Here is a 21,566-nt window from a genome sequence, read left to right on the forward strand (position 1 = left end):
AGCTAACTGAACGATATAAGAAAGGCTTGGTCATTGACCAAGCCTTTTTCTTTTGTGACCGATTTTTTTTTGATCGACTATCGCATCAACCGCATCAATTGTTGTGTTGTTAAAAGCCAGAATGAATCTCGACTTTTCACTTTAGGCGCGGGTTCTGTACATTTGAGACAGCATAAACATTGCTGCAGCACTGATAACAACAGAAGGGCCGGCTGGCGTGTCATAGAACCAAGACAAGCTCAACCCTCCGAACACAGCGATAGAACCAATAACTGAGGCGAGGAATGCCATTTGTTCGGGTGTATTGGCGAATTTTCTTGCCGTTGCCGCTGGGATTATCAGCAATGACGTCATGATCAATGCACCCACAAACTTCATACCGACTGCAATCACGATACCAACCAGCAACATCAGGATTAGGCGCATTAAATCAATGTTGATGCCGTCTACTGCTGCAAGATCTTCATTTACTGTCGTTGAAAGCAGTGGTCGCCAAAATATCGTAAGCACTAAACCAATCACTGCAGCACCCGCGTAGATGAACACCAAATCTGTTGGAGACACCGCAAGCAAGTCACCAAATAGGTAACTCATTAGATCGACACGAACATTGTCTAAGAAGCTGACAGCAACAAGGCCTAGAGAGAGTGCACTGTGCGCCAATATACCCAGTAAAGTATCGGTCGCGACTAGCTTTTGTTTTTGTAAAGTCACTAGCAACACGGCCAGCATCAAACAACAAATCAGCAGCGCGAAATACAAGTTAATGTTGAACAGAAAGCCAAGTGCTAAGCCCATCAAAGAAGCGTGAGCAAGCGTGTCACCAAAGTAAGCCATCTTGCGCCATACCACGAACGACCCTAATGGGCCTGCAATTAGCGCAATACCCAAACCCGCCAGAATAGAGGGAAGAAGAAACTCAAGCATTAGTGATGTCCGTGTTTATGGTTTGAACATTCATGCACGTCGCCTTCGACAGGCTGGCCAGCAAGATCATGATGGTGATGTTCGTGTTGGTGATGATAAAACGCTAGTGTTTCTTGGGTCGCGGTGCCAAAGAGCGCAATATACGAAGGGTGGTGTTTGATGTCTGCAGGTGCGCCTGAACAGCAGATGTGATGGTGCAAACAGATAACATCGTCTGTTTTGGCCATCACTAAATGCAGGTCATGTGAAACCATAAATACGGCACAACCAAAGCGGTGACGAATGGTGTCAATCAGGTCATACAGGTCTATTTGCCCTTGTACATCAACGCCTTGAGCAGGTTCATCAAGAACCAGTAGGTCTGGCCTTCTTAGCAATGAACGAGCAATCAGCACACGTTGGTTTTCACCGCCGGATAGCTGGTGCATGTTACTCTTTTGCAGATGTTCGGCGCCAACGAGCTTCAATGCTTCAAGGATCTCTTGCTGACTGAACTTGCCAGTGAGCTTTAGAAAACGCTCTACGTTGAGCGGTAGTGAATCATTGAGCTTTAGTTTTTGTGGTACATAGCCAATTTTCAGTTTTTTAGCTTTTGTTATTGTGCCTGAAAATTGGGTTTGTAAACCCAGTACCACTTTTACTAATGTCGACTTTCCTGCACCGTTTGGCCCAATGAGGGTGGTGATTCTGCCGCGCTCTATATTTAGAGAGATGTTGTCTAGAACTTTCCGACCGTCAAATTCGACGCTCACAGAATCTAGTTGGATTAAGTTATCCATGAATAGAACTCATTTGCAATTCGCTAATGTTATAATGTAACATTTACCTCAAGCCTAAGCTACTTTTCTATTATCGAGGGATTATGTCACGTTCATCTTTTATACTTGCTACTTTGCTTTTAGCGCCAAGTGTCGCAAGTGCCAATACTATTCTAACAAGCTTTAAACCGATTCAAATGATTGTGACAGAATTAACGCAAGGCGTTAGTGAGCCGGATGTGTTGATGAACAGCAATGCTTCGCCGCATGATTATGCGCTTAAGCCATCGGATGTCAAAAAAGTTCATAGTGCCGATATGGTTATCTGGTTCGGCCCTGACCTAGAAGCCTTTTTGACTAAGGTGATTGGTTCAAAAGAAAACGTTATCAAGATCAGTGAGATTCCTGGAATCAACTTGAGAGAGTTTGGGCATGAAGATCACGATGCTCATGAAGGACATCACCATGGTAGCCATGACCCGCATTTTTGGTTGGGCATCGACCAAGTTGAAGTCGCGGCAAAATATATCTCAGCTAAGTTGATTGAATCTGATCCTGATAACGCAATGGCGTATCAAGAGAACCTAGACTCATTCTTGATTGCTTTGAAAGAGAAGAAGCAGTCAATTAATGAACAACTTGCGCCAGTGAAAGACAAAGGTTACTACGTATTCCATGATGCGTACGGCTACTTCGAACAGGAGTTTGAGTTAAATAACTTAGGTCACTTTACCGTGAGCCCAGAGCGCAAGCCGGGTGCAAAAAGCTTGATAGCTATCAAGAAAACCTTGGTGCGTGAAAATGTTCAATGTGTATTTGCAGAGCCTCAATTTACACCAGCTGTGATCGAATCGGTGACTCGCGGAAGCAATGCTAAGCAGGGGCAACTTGATCCTGTTGGTTCACAAGTTGAAGTGAAGAGTGGAAGTTATTTCGATTTTCTTCAGCAACTTACAGACAGCTACACCAGTTGCTTGAGTGCTAAGTAATCAGTAATCAATATTTCTAACGACACTTTGCTCTCGTTAATTTATGAATCATGCCGCTTTTTGCGGCATTTTCGTGACCGCTAAGATAAAACCTCTCAACAAATAGCAAACCTCCTTTCTCCTTTGTTAATTTCCGCTAAAATAGAAAGATAATAATAAGCACAAAAAAACTGAATTTTTGGTTCAGCAGCGATAAGACGTTGTGGACACCATAATTTCATGTGTTATTGCTGTTCAGGATGAAAAGTTGTATCAAATTATCTTCAGAATGTTCATGTTAATGAGCATTTCATTTAGCGTTCTCGCGGTAAATACATCACCCTCCGTTTTCTATCCTTTGCCCGTTCAAGCGCAAGGGAACTTTCTTGCGGCTAAAAACCTGTACTTAGGTGCCGGTGGCGGGTTATGGGTTCATGATGTCCATGGAAAAGTACTCTTTTATGATGGCCGAACCCTATTCCCGCGAAAGGGCAGCCTTCTGCAATTTTCTTCAGAAAGAGTCGCGTTTCTTAACGATGAGTTTTGGACATTTTTTGATAATGAGGTGTACCGACATAGCCCTGGTATTGGCAATGAGCTTGCGTTTAGTTTAAGCCCCGGCGCTGAGATCGCGAATATCGGCTCATCAGGTGATTATATTTGGGTCACAGATGGCAGTAATTTTTATACTTACAACACTCAATCTTTAGAATTTACCACCTACTCACTACTCAAACTGTATCGATACAACAATAGCAGTGATATTGCGATTAACGATGCGGAGTGGGTGTTGTCAAAATGGGTACTCGCGACCAGTTCTGGTGCTTACCTTTCCGAGGCGCAAGAGTTTACTCACATCACTGCATCAGATAAGCACCATATTGAGACGGTTTATTTTTCTAATGCTAGACGAGAGTTAGTGATTGGCACTTTAAATGGGGCGGTGATTGTTGATCTCGCGAATCCAGATAAAGAGAACAAAATAAAAGGGTCGCACGTTCTCTCGCTTGCTGAAACTTCAGACCAATATTGGATTGGCACAGAGCATGGACTCATTAGTTATAACTTCATTACGGGTCAAATTACACGATTCGAACAAGCCGCTAATCAAGATTTCTCGTTACCGGGAGAGAAAATATATTCGTTAATCAACGACCATGCTGGTGGGATGTGGGTTGCGACAAATAACGGCATCCGATATGTCTCACTGTTCAGTAAGACATTCTCAAGAACGCCATTAACGGGTATGGGGATGCACTCAAGTAGTGTCGTGATAAACAAAGTACAGCCGGTTAGTGAACAATTATCTTGGGTTGCTTCCTCAATGGGCCTCTATTTGGTCGATGCTCAAAGCAAAGCTAGTCCAATTCGTGTTTACTCCAACTCGGTACAGGACTTTGAGGTCTTTGGTTCTTCCATTTGGTTGGCTACTGAAGAAGGTATTATTAGTTTTAATACCGATACGTTAGAGCCTGAAGTGATCGGTTTACCAAGGTCTATCAAAGGGGTACACGTTGAGAACTTTGCGCTTCAAGCTGATAACGTACTTTGGATAACATCGGGGCAAGACCTTTATTCGTTATCTATCGAAACCATGAAGCTGACGGGGTACGGTACTGACTGGTTAGTTGATAAGTTTTTGCCAGCAAAAATCACTGCTCTCAATATAGGGTTACAAGGTCGTATTTATATAGGCACTGACCACGGCTTCTACTCTTTTATTGATAAACGGATTAGCTTTAGTCGCTCAAGCGAACGATTTGGCAAAGTGGTCGATATTGAAAAAGCGAAGGATGGGGCTCAATGGTTTGCGAGTAGTTATGGCGTGTATCGAATCCCTTATGACAGCTCTATTATTCAAGAGGTCACGCTTGTTGAAGACAATATTAGCCCAAATTGCTTAATAAGCGATGACAATGGCGTGTGGTTAGGTTCTTCGAAAGGTATCAGCTATTACGGACTGGATGGGCAACTGCATAAACATATCGGTTCACCATTTGGCTTGATCACCAATGAACTGGCGGCAGGGGCATGTGCCTTGTTTGACAACGAAGGCAGCCAATCTACGAGGCTTATTTTTGGATCAAAGTATGGCGTAGTCAGTGCGTTATCTGATGAGTTATTGGTATCAACAACACCTCATAGTCGAGCATTACTAAGTAAAATCAGTGTTGATCAGCAAACCGTATCACTTGGTGGCAAGACAGCTGATTTAGATGAAATCCCTTATGGTTCATCCATGAGTTTTAAGTTGGGCATCCTACCTGCGACGTTTGCCCCTGCGATGGAGTATCGCCTGAGCGACGATGAACCTTGGAGTGAATTTGAAGGAGGCTTGTTAACGCTCGACCATCTTCTTCCGGGGGACTATACACTGGAAGTTAAACCCGTTAAGGACTCGCATTATCGCTTTGTGTCAACGAATCAAAGCTTCTCAATCGCTGAGCCTTGGTATCTGACCAATTGGGCTGCCGCAAGCTCTCTGGTGCTGCTGATTGGTGTCGTGACTATCTTGGTCTTTTGGCGTTCGCGTTATGTCACTTTTGCCAATAGACACCTAAAAGCGCAAGTTGCATTAAAAACCGATCAACTGAGGCACCAAAGTCGCATTCTGTTGACGACCAATCAACAGCTTAAAAAGCAACTATCAGTTAAGAGTGCGCTTGTATCGCACACAGCAAATGAACTCTCATCTGAAGTTAATCATATTGCTGCGATGCTCCCGAATTGGAATGATGAGCAAGGCAAGTCGCCAATCTTAACGCTGAAAAATGGCTTGGCTCAATTGAGCAATACACCTCAAGGAGAAGGGAAGGTCAGTTACGATATAATTTTGATCTTAGAAGCGGTACTCAAAGCTTGGCAAGATGATTTAGTCAAAGCAGGTATTGAACTGGATATTAGAGTTGATACCAAACAACGATACGTATCCTTACTGTATTTTAATCTCGATATTATTTTCAACAACTTGGTTGCGAGCATCATCAAGAGAAACTTTAAGTCACAAAGCATGGTGGTTCTGGTTGAAGAAGTGAAGGAGCATCTTGTCGTTACGATTCGAGATCATGGGATGCCTTTCCCTAAATTGGCATCAAGCATGGGTGACAACACCGGAAAATCGACTGATCTAAATATCGAAAAATTACCTCTATTGATGAATCAGAGTGGTGGTGAGTTGAACGCGTTTGTTTCTGACTATCAAAATAAGGTTCAGCTTTCGTGGCCGATTGAGTATCAAGTACTGGATAATCTGGAAGCCAGCACAATTGAGCAGATTGAAACCATTAAGCTTGCCGCTTCAACGCCAGAGCAGCAAAGGTTGAGTGCTGAACAAGAGTGGAAAAACAGAGTGTCGCAGCTTGTGAGCGAAAACTACGCCGATGCAGAGTTCAGTACTGCAACTGCTGCTAAGTACTTGTTCATGTCAGAGAGAAGCTTACAGAGACGCTTTAAATCGGCTTATAACAAGACCTTTAAAGAGCACTTGAATGAAGTGCGTTTAGAGCATGCGTGTGAGCGGTTACTTGCGGGAGAGAAAATCTCAGACGTCGCGTTTGATTCTGGTTTCAATGACCCTTCTTATTTCAGTCAAAGGTTTAAGCACCATTTTGGTATGTCGCCATCTAAGTTTGCTGAAAATAGCGAAGAGTAGTGAGCTACGGATTTACTCTACGTCCACATAGATAAAGATACTCTAAGCCTCGACATTCGTGTTGGGGCTTTTTTATGCTTCTACGAGATAGAGATAGAGATAGAGATAGAGATAGAGATAGAGATAGAGATAGAGATAGAGATAGAGATCAGTGGGGAGTTTAAAGGCTGTTGGGATAAAACAAAAGGAAGAAAAAAAATATCGTGGTATAGCCGGGGGGACTATACCACGGGTGCCAAGGACACCTTCGCTTGCTGCCGGAGTGATATGGCAAGCCACATCACCTCTGGAATAAAATTAAAGAGAAGTAGTTTCTCTTCGTTGGAGTAACTATACGTCTGCCCACTTATTTTACTTATAAAATTAACGACAGATGGCCATGAGAAAACCGACATTATTTTAAGTTATTGATAATTAATGATTTGTGTTGGTTTTTCTTGATTGGTACTAGTGAGGTAGTTCTCGTTGTTTGTTGAAAGTAACGTTTTTGACGTAAACGTTTTTAACGAAATTTACGAGTATGTATTTTCGAAAACATTGATTTCACACAATAGAATTGTGGTCATGTATGTGTATCATGGCGGTAATAACAATCTTTCTCATTATCAGTCACGAATTGGGCATTTATGAAACTCTCACAACTCGAGCAAGGAAAAGCGGCTTCTATTGTTGCACTAACAGGCTTAACACCAGACGTTAGAAAAAAACTTATGGTTATGGGCATGTTGCCAAAAACTGAGGTGACGCTAATCCGTCGTGCGCCGATGGGTGATCCGCTTCAAGTGGAGGTGAGAGGTGTTTCTATCGCCATTCGTGAAAGCATTGCAGAACAAATCGAGGTTATCTAAATGGATTATCAAGTTCTTACCGTTGGTAACCCAAATAGTGGTAAAACAACATTATTTAACGCCTTAACTGGTGCTAAGCAGCACGTTGGTAACTGGGTTGGTGTAACCGTAGAAAAGAAGACGGGCTTGTATTCGCATGCTGGTGATCAGTTTCAGCTAACGGATTTACCGGGTATCTACGCACTAGACAGTGGTAATGATGCAAACAGTATCGATGAATCTATCGCGTCTCGTGCTGTGCTAACTCACCCTGCAGATGTCATCATCAATGTTGTAGATGCAAGCTGCTTAGAACGAAGCTTATACATGACATTACAATTACGAGAGTTGGGTCGCCCAATGATCGTTGTATTGAACAAGATGGATGTATTAAAGCGTGAGCGTCAGGTGATTAACCTTAAAGCGCTAGAGAAAGAGCTTGGCTGTCCAGTTTTAAGCTTGTCTGCAAACGACAAAGGCCAAGTTGCACGTTTTAAAGAGCGTCTGCATAAACTGCTTGTTCAAGGTGTGAGTCTTGATCCTATCTCTATTGATTACAATGCCGCGTTAGAAGCTCTTATCCCTTCTGTTGAGTCACAATTTGATGATGCTGACGTATCTCACCGAGCTCTGGCTATTCGAGCTTTAGAAAATGATTACTTAGTATTGAACGGATTGGCTCCTCAAACTCGTACTCAAATCGACAGTGTGCGCCTAGGTGCCGATTTCGATATTGACCTTGCTGTTGCTGACGCTAAATACACTTTCTTACATGACCTTTGTAAACGTGTTCGTCGCAGTGAAGGGAAACTAAGCCGTAACTTTACTGAGAAAGCAGACCAATTCATTTTGAATAAATGGGTCGGTATTCCTTTCTTCTTCGTCATCATGTACCTAATGTTCATGTTCTCTATCAATATCGGTAGTGCGTTTATCGACTTCTTTGATATTGGTGTTGGCGCAATATTAGTTGATGGTGGACACCACTTATTAGATGGCCATTTACCGGTTTGGCTAGTCACCATTCTTGCCGATGGCATCGGCGGTGGTATTCAAACGGTTGCGACCTTTATCCCGGTTATTGCCGCGCTTTACTTGTTCTTAGCGGTATTAGAAAGCTCGGGTTACATGGCTCGTGCAGCATTTGTACTTGATAAAGTGATGCAGAAGATTGGTTTACCGGGCAAAGCGTTTGTTCCGTTAGTACTTGGTTTTGGTTGTAACGTACCTTCAATCATGGCAACTCGTACTCTTGACCAAGAGCGTGAACGTAAACTGGCAGCATCAATGGCTCCGTTTATGTCATGTGGTGCTCGTTTGCCAGTATACGCACTATTCGCAGCTGCGTTTTTCCCTGGTGCGGGACAAAATGTCGTATTCGCTCTGTACATCATGGGTATTGTTGCTTCTGTATTTACGGGCTTATTCCTTAAAAATACTATCTATCCTGGTAGCAGTGATAGCTTGGTTATGGAGATGCCAGATTACGAATTGCCAACCGTGCAAAACGTGATGCTGAAAACTTGGCAGAAGCTGAAGCGTTTCGTGCTTGGCGCCGGTAAAACCATTGTAATGGTTGTGGCTATTCTTAGCTTCCTGAATTCATTAGGTATGGACGGCAGTTTTGGTAACGAAGACAGCGAAAGCTCAGTGCTATCTAAAGCGGCTCAAGTTGTGACTCCAGTGTTCCAACCTATTGGTATTACTGAAGAGAACTGGCCTGCAACGGTTGGTATTATTACGGGTATTTTTGCGAAAGAAGCCGTTGTTGGTACATTAAACAGCTTGTACACCACGCCATCAGACGAAGAAGCGGCTGAATTCGATTTAGCAGCAAGCTTGCAAGAAGCCGTCATGACCATCCCTGAAAACCTAGCTGGCTTGAGCTATTCAGATCCATTAGGCATTGAAGTGGGCGACTTGTCTGACTCAAGCTCTGTGGCTGCAGATCAAGAGGTTGATACTTCGATCTTTGGTAACTTGAAAGACAAGTTTGTATCAGGCCACGCTGCGTTTGCTTACTTGATTCTTATCCTGCTTTACACACCTTGTGTTGCTGCGATGGGCGCTTATGTTCGTGAGTTTGGTCAGACGTTTGCCCGCTTCATAGCGGTATGGACAATGGCTCTTGGTTACTTCGGTGCAACCTTCTACTACCAAGCAGCAAACTTCGCTGTACACCCAGTAAGTAGTGCTGTGTGGATGGTGGCAATTGCTGGTGGCTTTGTGGTGACGTATCGCGTCTTCAAGAAAATTGGCAGTAAGCAAAAAGCGCTAGAGGTGCAAGTAGTATGATTTTAACTGAACTTCATCAATACATTGATAACGAGGGCGTTGCAGCTCGCAGTGAACTTGCGTCTAAGTTTGGTATGAGCGAAGACGGTGTCGATGCGATGCTGAGTGTTTGGGTCAAGAAAGGGAAAGTTTCCCGCTTGGTCGATACCAACAAGCATGGTCATACAACACGTATTCGTTACACCATCAGCAAACAAGATGGTCTGTCACTGAATGTGATGATGTAGTTCAGAGCTTCATACTCTCGTTGAAAACGGCGAGATTAGACAATAAAAAAGCCGCTCACCTATTTTAGATGAGCGGCTTTTTGTCATGTGTCTATTCTGAACAGCCTTGCTTTAAAGCGTAATGAGATGAACTCGAATTACGCTTTATTAAAGATAGAGCTCAGTGATAAAACGTTTTGAATGCGAGTATGGATTGCGGCTTGTTCTTCTTCACTACGATGTTCGCCTTTGGTATTGCCCCATACTGGGCCTGGCCACGCGATGTCGTCTTTGAAACGTGCAATATGGTGAATGTGCAGCTGTGGCACCATGTTACCCAGCGCGCCTAGGTTTAACTTGTCTGGTTGGAACGTCGCTTCTAATGCTTGGCTTACCGCTTGAGACTCAAGCAAGAACTGCTGTTGTTCTTTCATTGGCAGATGGTGCAACTCTTTTAGGTTGGCACGTTTTGGTACCAAGATAACCCAAGGCACAGCACTGTCTTTGCTTAGCAGTGCCAAGCTTAGTGGAAATTCGCCGATAAGCGTGGTGTCTTTTGCTAACTGTGGGTGAAGTTCAAAGCTCATTATTATTATCCATTTCGATTTCTTGAATTCATACCAATCACAGTAAGTAAATGATCAGAAATAGCGCAGGAAAAAGGTTTGAGAACAAGGCAGATTCTTTTGATAAGTAGTTACTCTACAATCAAAATTTCTAACGCAGTTATCGAGCGTTTTAACCAGCTAGGATGATTAGTTATTTACTACGATTGGTATCAGTATACGTTAGATAAAACAAAAGGTTGATGCTCTCACATCAACCTTTGTATTTATTCATTGTAACCCGAAGGGAATTACATGCGCTCTAGAGTTTCGATACCTAGAAGCGACAGACCTTGCTTGATAGTCTTAGCTGTCAGTGCAGCAAGCTTCAGGCGGCTCTGTTTAACGGTTTCATCTTCAGCCACAAGGATAGGGCACGCTTCATAGAAGCTAGAGAATTGACCAGCAAGTTCGAATAGGTAGCTACACATGATGTGCGGTTGACCTTCACGAGCAACAGACTGTACCGCTTCTTCAAATTGTAGAAGTTTCGCGATAAGGGCTTTCTCTTTCTCTTCAGTGATTTTGATTTCACCTTCAAGAGAGTCCATAGAAATGCCTGCTTTCGCAAAGATTGAAGCAACACGAGTGTACGCGTACTGCATGTACGGTGCTGTGTTACCTTCAAATGCCAGCATGTTTTCCCAGTCGAACACGTAATCAGTGGTACGGTGCTTAGAAAGGTCTGCGTATTTAACAGCCGCCATTGCAACTGTGTTTGCGATGGTTTTCTTCTCGTCTTCTGCTAGCTCAGGGTTTTTAGATTCAATCAGCTGAGTTGCACGCACTTCTGCTTCGTCCAGAAGATCAGCAAGACGTACAGTACCGCCTGCACGAGTTTTAAATGGCTTACCATCTTTACCTAGCATCATGCCGAATGCGTGGTGCTCAAGAGAGACAGACTCAGGAACATAACCCGCTTTACGAACGATAGTCCAAGCTTGCATTAGGTGTTGGTGCTGACGAGAGTCAATGAAGTAAAGTACGCGGTCTGCGCCAAGTTCTTCAAAACGGTATTTAGCACAGGCAATATCGGTGGTGGTGTATAGGAAGCCACCGTCACGTTTTTGCACGATAACGCCCATCGGGTCGCCATCTTTGTTTTTGTATTCGTCTAGGAATACAACTTGTGCGCCGTCAGACTCTTTTGCTAGACCTTGTGTTTGTAGGTCAGAAACGATGTTTGAAAGCATATGGTTGTACATACTTTCACCCATTACATCATCACGTGTCAGTGATACGTTCAGGCGATCGTAGTTACGTTGGTTTTGAACCATGGTTACGTCAACCAGCTTTTTCCACATTTCAGCGCAGTATTCGTCGCCGCTTTGCAGTTTCACTACGTAGCCACGTGCTTTCACTGCGAATTCTTCGTCTTCGTCGTAAAGCTTTTTAGATTCACGGTAGAACTGCTCAAGATCTGAAAGTTCCATTGAAACTTCGCCAGTTTCAGCTTGGATGCGCTCAAGGTTTGCGATAAGCATACCGAATTGAGTACCCCAGTCACCAATGTGGTTAGCACGGATAACTTTGTGGCCTAAGAACTCTAGTGTACGAACAACAGCATCACCGATGATCGTTGAACGTAGGTGGCCAACGTGCATTTCTTTTGCAACGTTTGGTGCTGAGTAGTCAGCAACAATTGTTTGCGCTTCAGCCGCTGTAACACCAAGGCGAGAGTCAACCAGTGCTGCGTCTGCTTGTTGTGCTAGGAATGCTTCATCTAGGAAGATGTTTAGGAAACCTGGACCTGCGATTTCAACTTTAGAAGCGATACCGTCTAGGTTTAGAACGTCCAATACTTTTTGAGCAAATTCTCGTGGGTTAGTGCCTAGTCGTTTAGCAACACCCATAACGCCGTTTGCTTGGTAGTCACCAAATTGTGGTTTTGCAGATTGGCGAACAGCCGCAGGAGAGCCTGCAGGTGCGCCAGCGGCTTCTAGAGCCTGAGATACTTTGTCATTAATCAGTGCTTGGATATTCACACGCGTTTCCTTCAATTCAAGGATGAATAAGAGTGGCCGTTATTTCGTGGGTATTAAATTTGGTTAATTATGCTTCGAGTTAACGATTTAATGCCGAAATGAACAACAGACTCTGTTTAAGTTCACAAAAATGGCGTTAATCATACCAATTTTGTGGGGTTTCTTATAGGTCGAATTGATAGAAAATTAACATTTCCTGAGGGGTTTTTGACAATCGACTTTGACCAAGCCAGGTTTGTCTATTTAGGAAAGTAATACACCGTACTTTTTGAACGTTTTTTTGTAAAAGCAACGCTTGTTGCTGAAAGTAAAACTGATACCATGCAGCCATTATTTGGAGAACAAAGACAATGACGATGAGCCTGAAGCAAGCCGAACTAGAACCACAACAAATGATTGCGCGCCTTGATACGTTTATGGAGAAAATTGAGAACCTAGGAAATGCACTGGGTTTAGATTTAAGCTTTGCTCAAGCGGATCATATTGCATTAAGAATCAATGAAACTGAGCTTGCTAAATCAGCACATCTGGCTTGGTCTGAATATGGCTCTACAATTTCAGAAGCGATGATCAATGGCCGTCCAATTGTGGTGTTGGCTTTCGATGAGCCATTGCAAAGCCTTGGTTGGAAGATTGAGTGCTTAGAGTTGCCATATCCAGCAGAAGGTAAAATTTATCCAAGCCAAGATTGGGAACATGTCGAGTTTGTGATTCCTTCTCACGCGCAAACGGCTGATGAGTATCTGGCGGATCTTAAAGAGACTTACCCGCAGTTCGCTGCTAAGTTTGAAACTTTGGCAGAGCAAGGCGTTAAGATAAAACTGTCTAGCCCGAAAGGTGAGGGTGAACGTTTGAATAACCCAACGGTGGCTTTTAAACATCAAGGCATTTGTATTAAGTTGCATCCACACTCTTTGAAGAAGATTGTTGAGTCAGAACAGGCTTAATTTGAGCAGAGAATAGCTGGGATAGATTCCTGATCTCGCCTAGGCTCGTCGGAATGACGAGTTTGGATTTGTGCCTCGCAATGATTCGTGGATTGACGTTTTTGAGAGTAGAAGTTTTGCTATTGAAGAATACCGTCATTCCCGATAGCGACGAAGGAGCGTAGTCGGGAATCTCATAAAGCTAGTCAGATCATCAGATACAAAAAACGCGCAATGGATTAACCCTATTGCGCGTTTTTTATGGGCTTCTAACTGGAAGTCTTACCGGAAATCGAACCTCCGACCTACAGAATCACAGTCTTGTTACCGTAAACAAACACGTGATCATTGATCACTTTGTTTAAAGCCTTACTCAACACGTTCTTCTCTACGTCACGACCGGCTTGAGCCATGTCTTTCGCACTGAAGTTGTGATCCACTGGAATCACGTCTTGCTTGATGATTGGGCCTTCATCGAGATCGTTTGTCACGAAGTGCGCTGTTGCGCCAATGATTTTCACGCCGCGCTCATAAGCTTGTTGGTATGGTTTAGCACCAATGAATGCTGGCAAGAAGCTGTGGTGAATGTTGATGATTTTGTGGTTGTACTTCTCAACAAACCCCGGAGTCAGCACTCGCATGTATTTAGCAAGTACCAGATAGTCCGCCTCGTACAGGTCAATCACTTCAAGCATCTTCTTCTCATGTTCTTCACGGTTTAATCCTTCGTGAGAAACATGATGATAAGGAATATCAAAACGCTCGGTTAAGCTTTGCAGAGTATCGTAGTTGCCAACCACCGCCGCGATTTCGACATCTAAGCTGCCATCAAAGTTCTTCATCAGAATATCGCCAAGGCAGTGAGCTTCTTTAGTCACGAGTATCACGACACGCTTACGAGAAGAGCCCATCAGCTTACGTTTCGCATTCTCTGGCAATGCTTGGTCTAAATCGGCAAGCAAGGTTTCGTCATTGAAGTAACCCTCTAGCTCGGTGCGCATAAAGAAGTGACCACTAGTGTTATCAACGAACTCATTGTTGTGAATAATATTGAGTTGGTGCTTGTAACAAATGTTGGTGATCTTTGAGATGAGGCCTGGGGCGTCAGTACAATGTGTTAATAAAGTTTTTCTTTCCATTTGCATCTTACTTCCATGAATGTTGCACTTTTTTATATGCAATCGGGATTCTTCAAATTTAATGCAGGCCGTCGAACGGTGAACTGAGCCGCAATATCACCGTTATAATTAATCTATTATCAATTTGGTTTCAACAAAATCTACCGTTCATTTAGGGGATTAATAAATTGAGAGGCTTAATAAATTTAGGTAGAGGTTAGATTTCTGACGTTTTTAACCGACATTCTCGGTCAAGTCCCACTAGAGCGAGCCAACATTTTCAGCCATGCATAGGTGATCATTTATGGATAAAGAGTTACTAGCGAAAAAGTTGTATTGTAAGCGTGTAAATTCATTAGTGGGTGATGTTCAGGTGGACGGCAACGTTCTTGATGAAATGTGGGAAAGCAAAGCTTCTCCGACTGATGCTGCTAAAGCTATGCAACCAAGTGATTCCGGTTTTTCTGGTGCGCCTTGGTTATCTCGTTACTTGAATCGCAAGTAGTTAAACAACCCCTTCATTTGTTTTGGGCTAGGTTGGTTAACAAGACTTAGCCTGCTATGTTCTATTCGATAGACACCTCCGGTGTGCAGTCATTTCTGATTCGCACCGGCTCACTAAACCTGCCATAATTCGCCTTCTATTTTTCTAAACCACGTACTCTATGATATCTAAAACGTTTTCTGCTGATGGTGCTCTGGGTAAAGCGATCCCTGGGTTTCAACCACGACAAGCTCAGTTGGACATGGCTGAGGCGGTCTCACAGGCCATTGAGCAACAAAGCCAATTGGTTGTTGAGGCAGGGACGGGTACCGGTAAGACGTTTGCTTACCTAGTACCGGCACTGCTGAGTGGTAAGAAAACTATTATCAGTACGGGGTCTAAAAACCTTCAAGAGCAGTTGTTTCATCGTGATTTACCATTAATGGTCGATGCGCTTGGCTTTTATGGTCAGGTTGCTCTGCTGAAAGGTCGTTCAAACTATTTGTGTTTGGACAGGCTCAGTCGCCAGATGATCGAAAGTCATGGCACTCATACCGATCCAACGCTGTTAGCTCAGTTGGTGAAAGTGCGCAGCTGGTCGTCAGCGACTCAAACTGGCGATTTAGGTGATTGCGATGATATTGCTGAAGATAGCCCAGTTATTCCAACCATTACCTCGACTAACGACAACTGCTTAGGCAAAGAATGCCCAAGTTACACTGATTGCTTTGTGCTTAAGGCGCGTAAAAAAGCGATGGACTCCGATGTTGTTGTAGTGAACCACCACTTGTTCCTCGCGGATTTAGCGATCAAAGAAACCGGGTTTGGTGAGCTGATACCTGAAGCCGATGTGTTTATCTTCGATGAAGCGCATCAACTTCCCGATATCGCCAGTCAGTACTTTGGACAATCGGTTTCCAGCCGACAGATCCAAGAGCTAGCCAAAGACATTGAAATCGCTTACCGCACTGAAGCCAAAGACATGCGTCAGCTGCAAAAGGTTGGCGAGAGGCTAATTCAATCAGCTGCTGACCTACGTATTGTGCTCGGCGACACCGGCTTTCGTGGTAACTGGCGTGAGGCGTTGAAGTCAGAGTCGATTGCGAGAGAGCTAGTGCGTTTACAAGATGCGTTGCAACTGGCTGTGGATGTATTGAAATTAGCATTGGGTCGAAGCCAGTTGTTAGACACGGCTTTTGAGCGTGCAACCATGATTAAGTCGCGTATCGAACGTGTGTGTGATGTGTCGATTACCGGTTATTCTTATTGGTATGACACCACGCCACGCCACTTTGCTTTGCACATCACGCCTCTTTCGGTTGCCGATAAATTCCATGAGCAGATTGAGCTAAAACCGGGTGCTTGGGTGTTTACTTCAGCAACGCTAGCGGTGTCGGACGATTTCGACCATTTCACCTCTCGACTCGGGTTAAAACCGTCAGCACAGTTTTCACTGCCAAGCCCGTTTGACTATCCAAATCAGGCGCGTTTGTGTGTGCCTCGCTATCTTCCCGAACCAAATAGCCCGGGCTTAGCGGATAAGCTAGTAAGAATGTTGACCCCTGTGATTGAGCAAAACCAAGGTCGCTGTTTCTTCTTGTGCACCTCACACAGCATGATGAAAGAGTTGGGGGAGCGATTCCGTGAAACGCTCTCGGTTCCAGTTCTGCTACAAGGTGAGACAAGTAAGCAAAAAACCTTAGCCGAATTCATGGAATTAGGTAACGCATTGCTGGTGGCCACTGGCGCCTTCTGGGAAGGTATAGATGTTAGGGGCGACGCATTAAGCTGTGTTATCATCGATAAATTGCCCTTTACCGCCCCAGACGACCCGTTACTTAAGGCTCGAATCGAGGACTGTAAGCTAAAAGGGGGTGATCCTTTTGCACAAGTACAGTTACCAGACGCAGTGATTACCTTGAAACAAGGTGTTGGCCGATTAATACGTGATAAACGTGATAATGGCGCTTTGATTATTTGCGATAACCGCTTGGTGACCCGCGATTACGGTGGTGTGTTTTTGGCGAGTTTACCGCCTATCCCACGTACCCGTGACTTAGGGATCATTAAAGAATTCTTAGCTAAAGACCATTCAACCGCTGCTGAGTAATTGGCATTGTTGAGCTTAGCCATTATTTTTAGATTAGATAACGAATATTTGAGACACGAATGAGCGCGAAAATTCTTGCAGTAGATACCGCAACTGAAAACTGTTCAGTTGCACTAGTAATGGGTGACCAGGTGTTCGCACGTAGCGAAGAGGCTCCTCGAGACCATACGAAAAAAATTCTACCTATGGTTGATGAAGTACTGAAAGAAGCGAATGTCGCTTTAACCGATATCGACGCAATCGCGTTTGGCCAAGGCCCAGGCAGTTTCACGGGTGTGCGTATTGGTATCGGTATTGCTCAAGGCTTGGCTTTTGGTGCTGATTTACCGATGATCGGTGTGTCTACACTGGCCGCGATGGCGCAAGGCAGCTACCGTAAATTTGGTGAAACTCACGTAGCTACAGCGATTGATGCTCGCATGAGTGAAGTATATTGGGCTCGTTACAGCCGTGAAGATGATGGTCGTTGGACTGCGGTTGATGCGGAATGTGTCACGCCTCCAAGCGAACTAGCTGCGCAGCTTGAAGCGGATTCTGAGACATGGGCAAAAGTCGGTACCGGTTGGGAAGCGTATGCAGAGCACATGGACACACTAGCGATTAACACCAAAGCGTGTGAAGTCCTGTTTCCAGAAGCTCAAGACATGGCGTTCCTTGCTCAATTTGCTTACGCAGAAGGTAAAGCGGTTGCAGCAGAAGAGTCTGAGCCTGTTTATCTTCGCGATAAAGTGACGTGGAAAAAACTGCCAGGTCGAGAGTAAATACGTATTATTTTGGCTTTGCATTCACTTTGCAGAGCCAAAATAAAAACAGATACACATACACAATCATTAACATCAGGTAATAAACTCTTTAAGCATGGTTTCACTAAACGGCTTACCTCCTTCTTCGATAGGCAATACATCCAAAACCAATCGAACCAACAAAAAGAACGAGGTAAAAAAAGGCGATGCAAAAACCTCAGTTGGTCAGCCAACTAAGGTCGCGAATGCTGTCTCGCATTCGATTCGCCAAGTCAAAGAATCTGAGATCCACAAAGCTCAGGTTCAATATGATCTTCCAGAAGGGCGCGGACGACGTGCGATGGAGGAGTATATGGACGTGATGAATCAAGCTAAAAAAGAGGAACTTGCGAAGCTTATTGGGGTCGATATTTATATCTAGCTTTGTGCTTTCATTTATCCTTTTCTAAGGACCAGCATTATGTTTTCTCTCATTTCTAAATCTCGCTTATTTTTCCTTGTCGCCTTCTCTTCGATGGTGATGGGTTGCTCATCTCTACCTGAAGAACTTAATGCAAACTCTGAACAGGTGGTAACTGACTACCAAGAGTGGGTAAACACAGTGCCAGACGCTGGTGATGTTCGTTTAGGTGGTGTGATTGCTAAAGTCACTAACTTACAAGATAAGACTCGTGTTGAAGTGGTTAACTTGCCTATCTCAAGCAACGGTAAGCCAGATATTGATGCCGAGCCAAAAGGGCGTTTTGTTGGTTACATTGATGGTTACGTAGAACCTTTGAGCTTTGCTGAAGGCCGTTTAGTCACCTTGGTTGGAACATCAAGTGGTACTGAAGATGGCACCGTTGGTGATTACCCTTATACCTTCCCAGTAATGAATGTCTACAACCAACGTTTATGGCAGATCACCGAGCGAGTGGTCATCAACGACTTTGCGCCAACCTATTACTCTTGCCGCAGTTTGCATTGTCGCAGCTTTCAAACCATGCCTAAGTCAGGCCGTGTGATTCAAGATGTGGAATAGTCGAACCTGAAATCGACACACTAAACGATAGGGACACCATACAATCAATGATTGAAAAGTCATATTCCCTTGCGAGCGGGACGCTTGCAACACAACAGATTGGCAACTCAAAAACGACCGCAACGACGGTCGTTTTTATTCATGGTTGGCTAGATAATTCTGCAAGTTTCACTCAGGTTATGCCGCAAATAGCCAAGCTTTCTCCAGATACTCACCTCGTTGCTATCGATCTCTTCGGACACGGTTTCTCGTCGCATAAACCGGGGAGTTATTACCCATTTCACGACTATATTGATGATTTGCATCAGTTGGTGACCAAATTATCGCCAAACAGACTGGTACTGGTAGGACATTCACTTGGTGCATTGATCGCAAGTTGCTATAGTGCCGCCTTTCCTGAAAAGGTGTCAGGATTAATTCAAATTGAAGGTCATGGACCTCTTTCAGAAGCTCCCCACGAAACAGTCTCTCGTTTGAGAGATGGGGTACTCAGTCGTCTTCGACAGCGAAGAAAGCCTTCACGTCCTCTGGCAAGTCTTGAGGATGCTATTAAGCTGAGAGCTCACGCCAATCAAATCAAAGCAGAACTCATTGCTCCTATTGTTGAACGAGGAATCGTTGAGCTAAGTAATGTTGATCGGACTGTTGTTGCTAAAGCTGCTTTTGATCAAGCGACTGTAGATCAAGTTGCTCTTAGTCAAGCGACTGTAGATCAAGGTATTGCCGAGTTCGATAATTCTTGGCAATGGAGATGCGACCCTAACCTAAAATGTGACTCGTTATATCGAATGTCACAAGCGCATGCTGAAGCGATCATGGCGGCTATTGAATGCCCTCAATTAATAGTTTTAGGAAATGATGGATTCCGACATTTGCAGCATAATCGCTACAAATCAGCCCATAGTTCTCTGAATATAGAGACTGTTCCTGGCGGACATCATTGCCATTTAGAGAGCCCAGAGCTAGTTTCAGAGCTAATTCTTGGTGTAGTTAACAAAATTTAAACAAGTGTTTGAGCCTTTTAGTGCTCATGCACTAAAGCTGTGCTGTAATACCGCAATGATAAAAAGCGGCGAAGCAGTCGTCAGCTGATAAACGAGGAGTAACATAGTGGACAAACCTTGGCTTTCACGTTATCCAAGTGACGTACCAGAGACGATCAACCCAGATCAGTACCCATCTCTTATTGAAATGTTCGAACAGTCGGTACAGAAGTACGCAGACCAACCAGCATTCGAGAACATGGGGTCTATCATGACATTCCGTAAGCTTGAAGAGCGCAGTCGTGCTTTTGCTGCTTACCTGCAGAATGATCTAAAACTGAAGAAAGGCGATCGTGTCGCGCTGATGATGCCAAACCTGCTGCAATACCCAATTGCACTCTTTGGTGTACTGCGTGCAGGTATGATTGCAGTGAACGTCAACCCACTGTACACGCCTCGTGAGCTTGAACATCAATTGAATGACTCTGGCGCAAAGGCGATTGTTATCGTTTCTAACTTTGCGAGCACGCTAGAAAAAGTCGTTGATAAAACACCGGTTAAACACGTTGTACTAACCAGCCTTGGGCAAATGCTGCCACGAGCGAAAGGTACGATTGTCGACTTCGTAGTGAAATACGTAAAAGGCATGGTGCCTAAGTACGATCTGCCGGGGGCTATTTCATTCAGAAAAGCTCTGCATAAAGGCCGTCGCCTACAGTACGTGAAGCCATTTATGGCTGGCGATGACATCGCATTCCTACAGTACACAGGTGGTACAACGGGCGTAGCGAAGGGCGCAATCCTAACGCACCGCAATATGATTGCGAACGTACTTCAAGCGAAAGGGGCATATAGCCCGGTACTGCAAGAAGGCCGTGAGTTAGTGGTAACGGCATTGCCGCTTTACCACGTGTTCGCACTAACTGTGAACTGCTTACTGTTTGTTGAGATGGGTGGTCGTAACCTTCTGATTACGAACCCTCGTGACATTCCTGGCTTTATTAAAGAGCTACAAAAGGTTCCGTTTACTGCGATTACTGGCGTAAACACTTTGTTCAATGCGTTAGTGAATAACGAAGATTTCCACGAGTTGGATTTCAGTAACATGCGTTTATCTGTTGGCGGCGGTATGGCGGTTCAACGCGCTGTTGCTGAGCAATGGAAGAAAGCGACAGGTGTCCACCTACTTGAAGGCTATGGTTTAACCGAATGTGCTCCTCTGGTAACAGGTAACCCATACGATCTGAAAGACTACACAGGTGCAATCGGCCTACCAGTACCATCAACAGAAGTTCGTATTGTTGATGATGAAGGTAAAGTGGTTGGCAATGACCAAGTGGGTGAATTGCAGGTTCGTGGTCCTCAAGTGATGCAAGGCTACTGGCAGCGTCCAGAAGCGACCAAAGAAGTGATTGACCAAGATGGTTGGTTATCGACGGGTGATATCGTTAAGTTTGATGACGAAGGCTTGTTGTACATCGTAGACCGTAAGAAAGACATGATTCTAGTGTCGGGCTTCAACGTTTACCCGAACGAGATTGAAGACGTAGTGGCTCTGCATGGCAAAGTGTTAGAAGTTGCGGCTATCGGCCAACCTCATGAGGTGTCTGGTGAGCTGGTTAAGATTTACGTTGTGAAACGTGACCCTAGCCTAACCAAAGAAGACATTATCGCGCACTGTCGTGAACACCTAACTGGCTACAAGATCCCTAAATTGATTGAGTTCCGTGAAGAACTACCAAAAACCAATGTAGGCAAAATCTTGCGCCGAGTGCTTCGTGAAGAAAACGACGCAGAGCTTGCCAAACGCGCAAGCGAGTAACGAGCTCATTTACGAGAAGATGATGCACCATAAGCCATAGCAGCGCTTAATCTAAGCGAGCGCTGAAAAATGGTGTTAGAATGCCGACAGTTAATGTCGGCATTTTTGTATCCGGCGATCAAAGTAAAATCAGTGA

At 44.3% G+C, this 21,566-nt stretch carries 18 protein-coding genes; 13 read left to right on the top strand and 5 right to left on the bottom strand.

Translation table 11 applies throughout. The features are described 5' to 3' along the window. Positions 1–141: 141 nt before the first annotated feature. Positions 142–927 (bottom strand): zinc ABC transporter permease subunit ZnuB, encoded by a 786-nt coding sequence (gene znuB / locus NX845_RS08365; RefSeq protein WP_260256759.1) that lies wholly within the window; start codon positions 925–927, stop codon positions 142–144. Beyond that, positions 927–1,706, bottom strand: coding sequence for a zinc ABC transporter ATP-binding protein ZnuC (znuC, locus tag NX845_RS08370; RefSeq protein WP_102445058.1), 780 nt, complete (start codon positions 1,704–1,706; stop codon positions 927–929). The genes znuB and znuC overlap by 1 nt, the downstream gene beginning before the upstream one ends. Before the next feature lie 83 nt (positions 1,707–1,789). Between znuC and znuA the strand changes: the two genes are divergently transcribed. From znuA to NX845_RS08395, 5 genes are all read left to right on the top strand, one after another. Further along, positions 1,790–2,674 (top strand): zinc ABC transporter substrate-binding protein ZnuA, encoded by an 885-nt coding sequence (znuA, locus tag NX845_RS08375; RefSeq protein WP_017079474.1) that lies wholly within the window; start codon positions 1,790–1,792, stop codon positions 2,672–2,674. 247 nt (positions 2,675–2,921) lie between these two features. Further along, positions 2,922–6,305 (top strand): AraC family transcriptional regulator, encoded by a 3,384-nt coding sequence (locus NX845_RS08380; protein WP_260256760.1) that lies wholly within the window; start codon positions 2,922–2,924, stop codon positions 6,303–6,305. A 626-nt stretch (positions 6,306–6,931) separates the two neighbouring features. Then, positions 6,932–7,153, top strand: a complete 222-nt coding sequence (locus tag NX845_RS08385) for a FeoA family protein (protein WP_004734203.1) — start codon at positions 6,932–6,934, stop codon at positions 7,151–7,153. Beyond that, the gene (gene feoB, locus NX845_RS08390) at positions 7,154–9,427 is read left to right on the top strand and encodes a Fe(2+) transporter permease subunit FeoB (protein ID WP_017095143.1); all 2,274 of its coding nucleotides are present in this window, start codon (positions 7,154–7,156) and stop codon (positions 9,425–9,427) included. After that, complete coding sequence (locus NX845_RS08395) at positions 9,424–9,654, top strand: FeoC-like transcriptional regulator (protein WP_004734201.1); 231 nt, start codon at positions 9,424–9,426, stop codon at positions 9,652–9,654. Before feoB ends, NX845_RS08395 begins: the two co-directional genes overlap by 4 nt. A gap of 137 nt (positions 9,655–9,791) precedes the next feature. Here NX845_RS08395 and NX845_RS08400 read toward each other — a convergent pair whose 3' ends face one another. Together NX845_RS08400 and argS are read right to left on the bottom strand one after the other, a co-directional pair. Further along, positions 9,792–10,220, bottom strand: a complete 429-nt coding sequence (locus NX845_RS08400; RefSeq protein ID WP_065681325.1) for an HIT domain-containing protein — start codon at positions 10,218–10,220, stop codon at positions 9,792–9,794. A 269-nt stretch (positions 10,221–10,489) separates the two neighbouring features. Further along, on the bottom strand, positions 10,490–12,223 hold the full coding sequence (gene argS / locus NX845_RS08405) for an arginine--tRNA ligase (protein ID WP_065681324.1): 1,734 nt from the start codon (positions 12,221–12,223) through the stop codon (positions 10,490–10,492). Positions 12,224–12,573: 350 nt separating this feature from the next. On the opposite strand from argS, the gene NX845_RS08410 reads away from it, so the two are divergent. Next, positions 12,574–13,170 (top strand): VOC family protein, encoded by a 597-nt coding sequence (locus tag NX845_RS08410; RefSeq protein WP_017095142.1) that lies wholly within the window; start codon positions 12,574–12,576, stop codon positions 13,168–13,170. Between the two features lie 284 nt (positions 13,171–13,454). Here the strand turns inward: NX845_RS08410 and purU are convergent, their stop codons facing one another. Then, positions 13,455–14,288: a formyltetrahydrofolate deformylase gene (gene purU / locus NX845_RS08415; protein WP_065681364.1), complete on the bottom strand. Its 834-nt coding sequence runs from the start codon at positions 14,286–14,288 to the stop codon at positions 13,455–13,457. Between the two features lie 283 nt (positions 14,289–14,571). Between purU and NX845_RS08420 the strand changes: the two genes are divergently transcribed. The 7 genes from NX845_RS08420 to fadD all read left to right on the top strand — a co-directional run bounded on the left by NX845_RS08420 (position 14,572) and on the right by fadD (position 21,430). Next, on the top strand, positions 14,572–14,772 hold the full coding sequence (locus tag NX845_RS08420; protein WP_017088027.1) for a hypothetical protein: 201 nt from the start codon (positions 14,572–14,574) through the stop codon (positions 14,770–14,772). A 160-nt stretch (positions 14,773–14,932) separates the two neighbouring features. Continuing rightward, the gene (locus NX845_RS08425; RefSeq protein ID WP_017079482.1) at positions 14,933–16,861 is read left to right on the top strand and encodes an ATP-dependent DNA helicase; all 1,929 of its coding nucleotides are present in this window, start codon (positions 14,933–14,935) and stop codon (positions 16,859–16,861) included. Between the two features lie 59 nt (positions 16,862–16,920). Then, complete coding sequence (gene tsaB, locus NX845_RS08430) at positions 16,921–17,622, top strand: tRNA (adenosine(37)-N6)-threonylcarbamoyltransferase complex dimerization subunit type 1 TsaB (RefSeq protein WP_004734194.1); 702 nt, start codon at positions 16,921–16,923, stop codon at positions 17,620–17,622. A 97-nt stretch (positions 17,623–17,719) separates the two neighbouring features. Beyond that, positions 17,720–18,025 carry a hypothetical protein gene (locus NX845_RS08435; protein ID WP_004734193.1) on the top strand — a complete coding sequence of 102 codons (306 nt, stop codon included), beginning with the start codon at positions 17,720–17,722 and terminating at the stop codon, positions 18,023–18,025. A 39-nt stretch (positions 18,026–18,064) separates the two neighbouring features. Beyond that, positions 18,065–18,625 (top strand): Slp family lipoprotein, encoded by a 561-nt coding sequence (locus NX845_RS08440; RefSeq protein WP_017079484.1) that lies wholly within the window; start codon positions 18,065–18,067, stop codon positions 18,623–18,625. A gap of 47 nt (positions 18,626–18,672) precedes the next feature. Beyond that, positions 18,673–19,629 (top strand): alpha/beta fold hydrolase, encoded by a 957-nt coding sequence (locus tag NX845_RS08445; RefSeq protein ID WP_065681323.1) that lies wholly within the window; start codon positions 18,673–18,675, stop codon positions 19,627–19,629. 106 nt (positions 19,630–19,735) lie between these two features. Next, entirely contained in the window at positions 19,736–21,430 is a 1,695-nt protein-coding gene (fadD, locus tag NX845_RS08450; protein ID WP_004734190.1) for a long-chain-fatty-acid--CoA ligase FadD, read from the top strand. Positions 21,431–21,566 lie beyond the last annotated feature (136 nt).

Source organism: Vibrio sp. NC2 (assembly GCF_025195005.1).
Taxonomy (GTDB): Bacteria; Pseudomonadota; Gammaproteobacteria; order Enterobacterales; family Vibrionaceae; genus Vibrio; species Vibrio splendidus.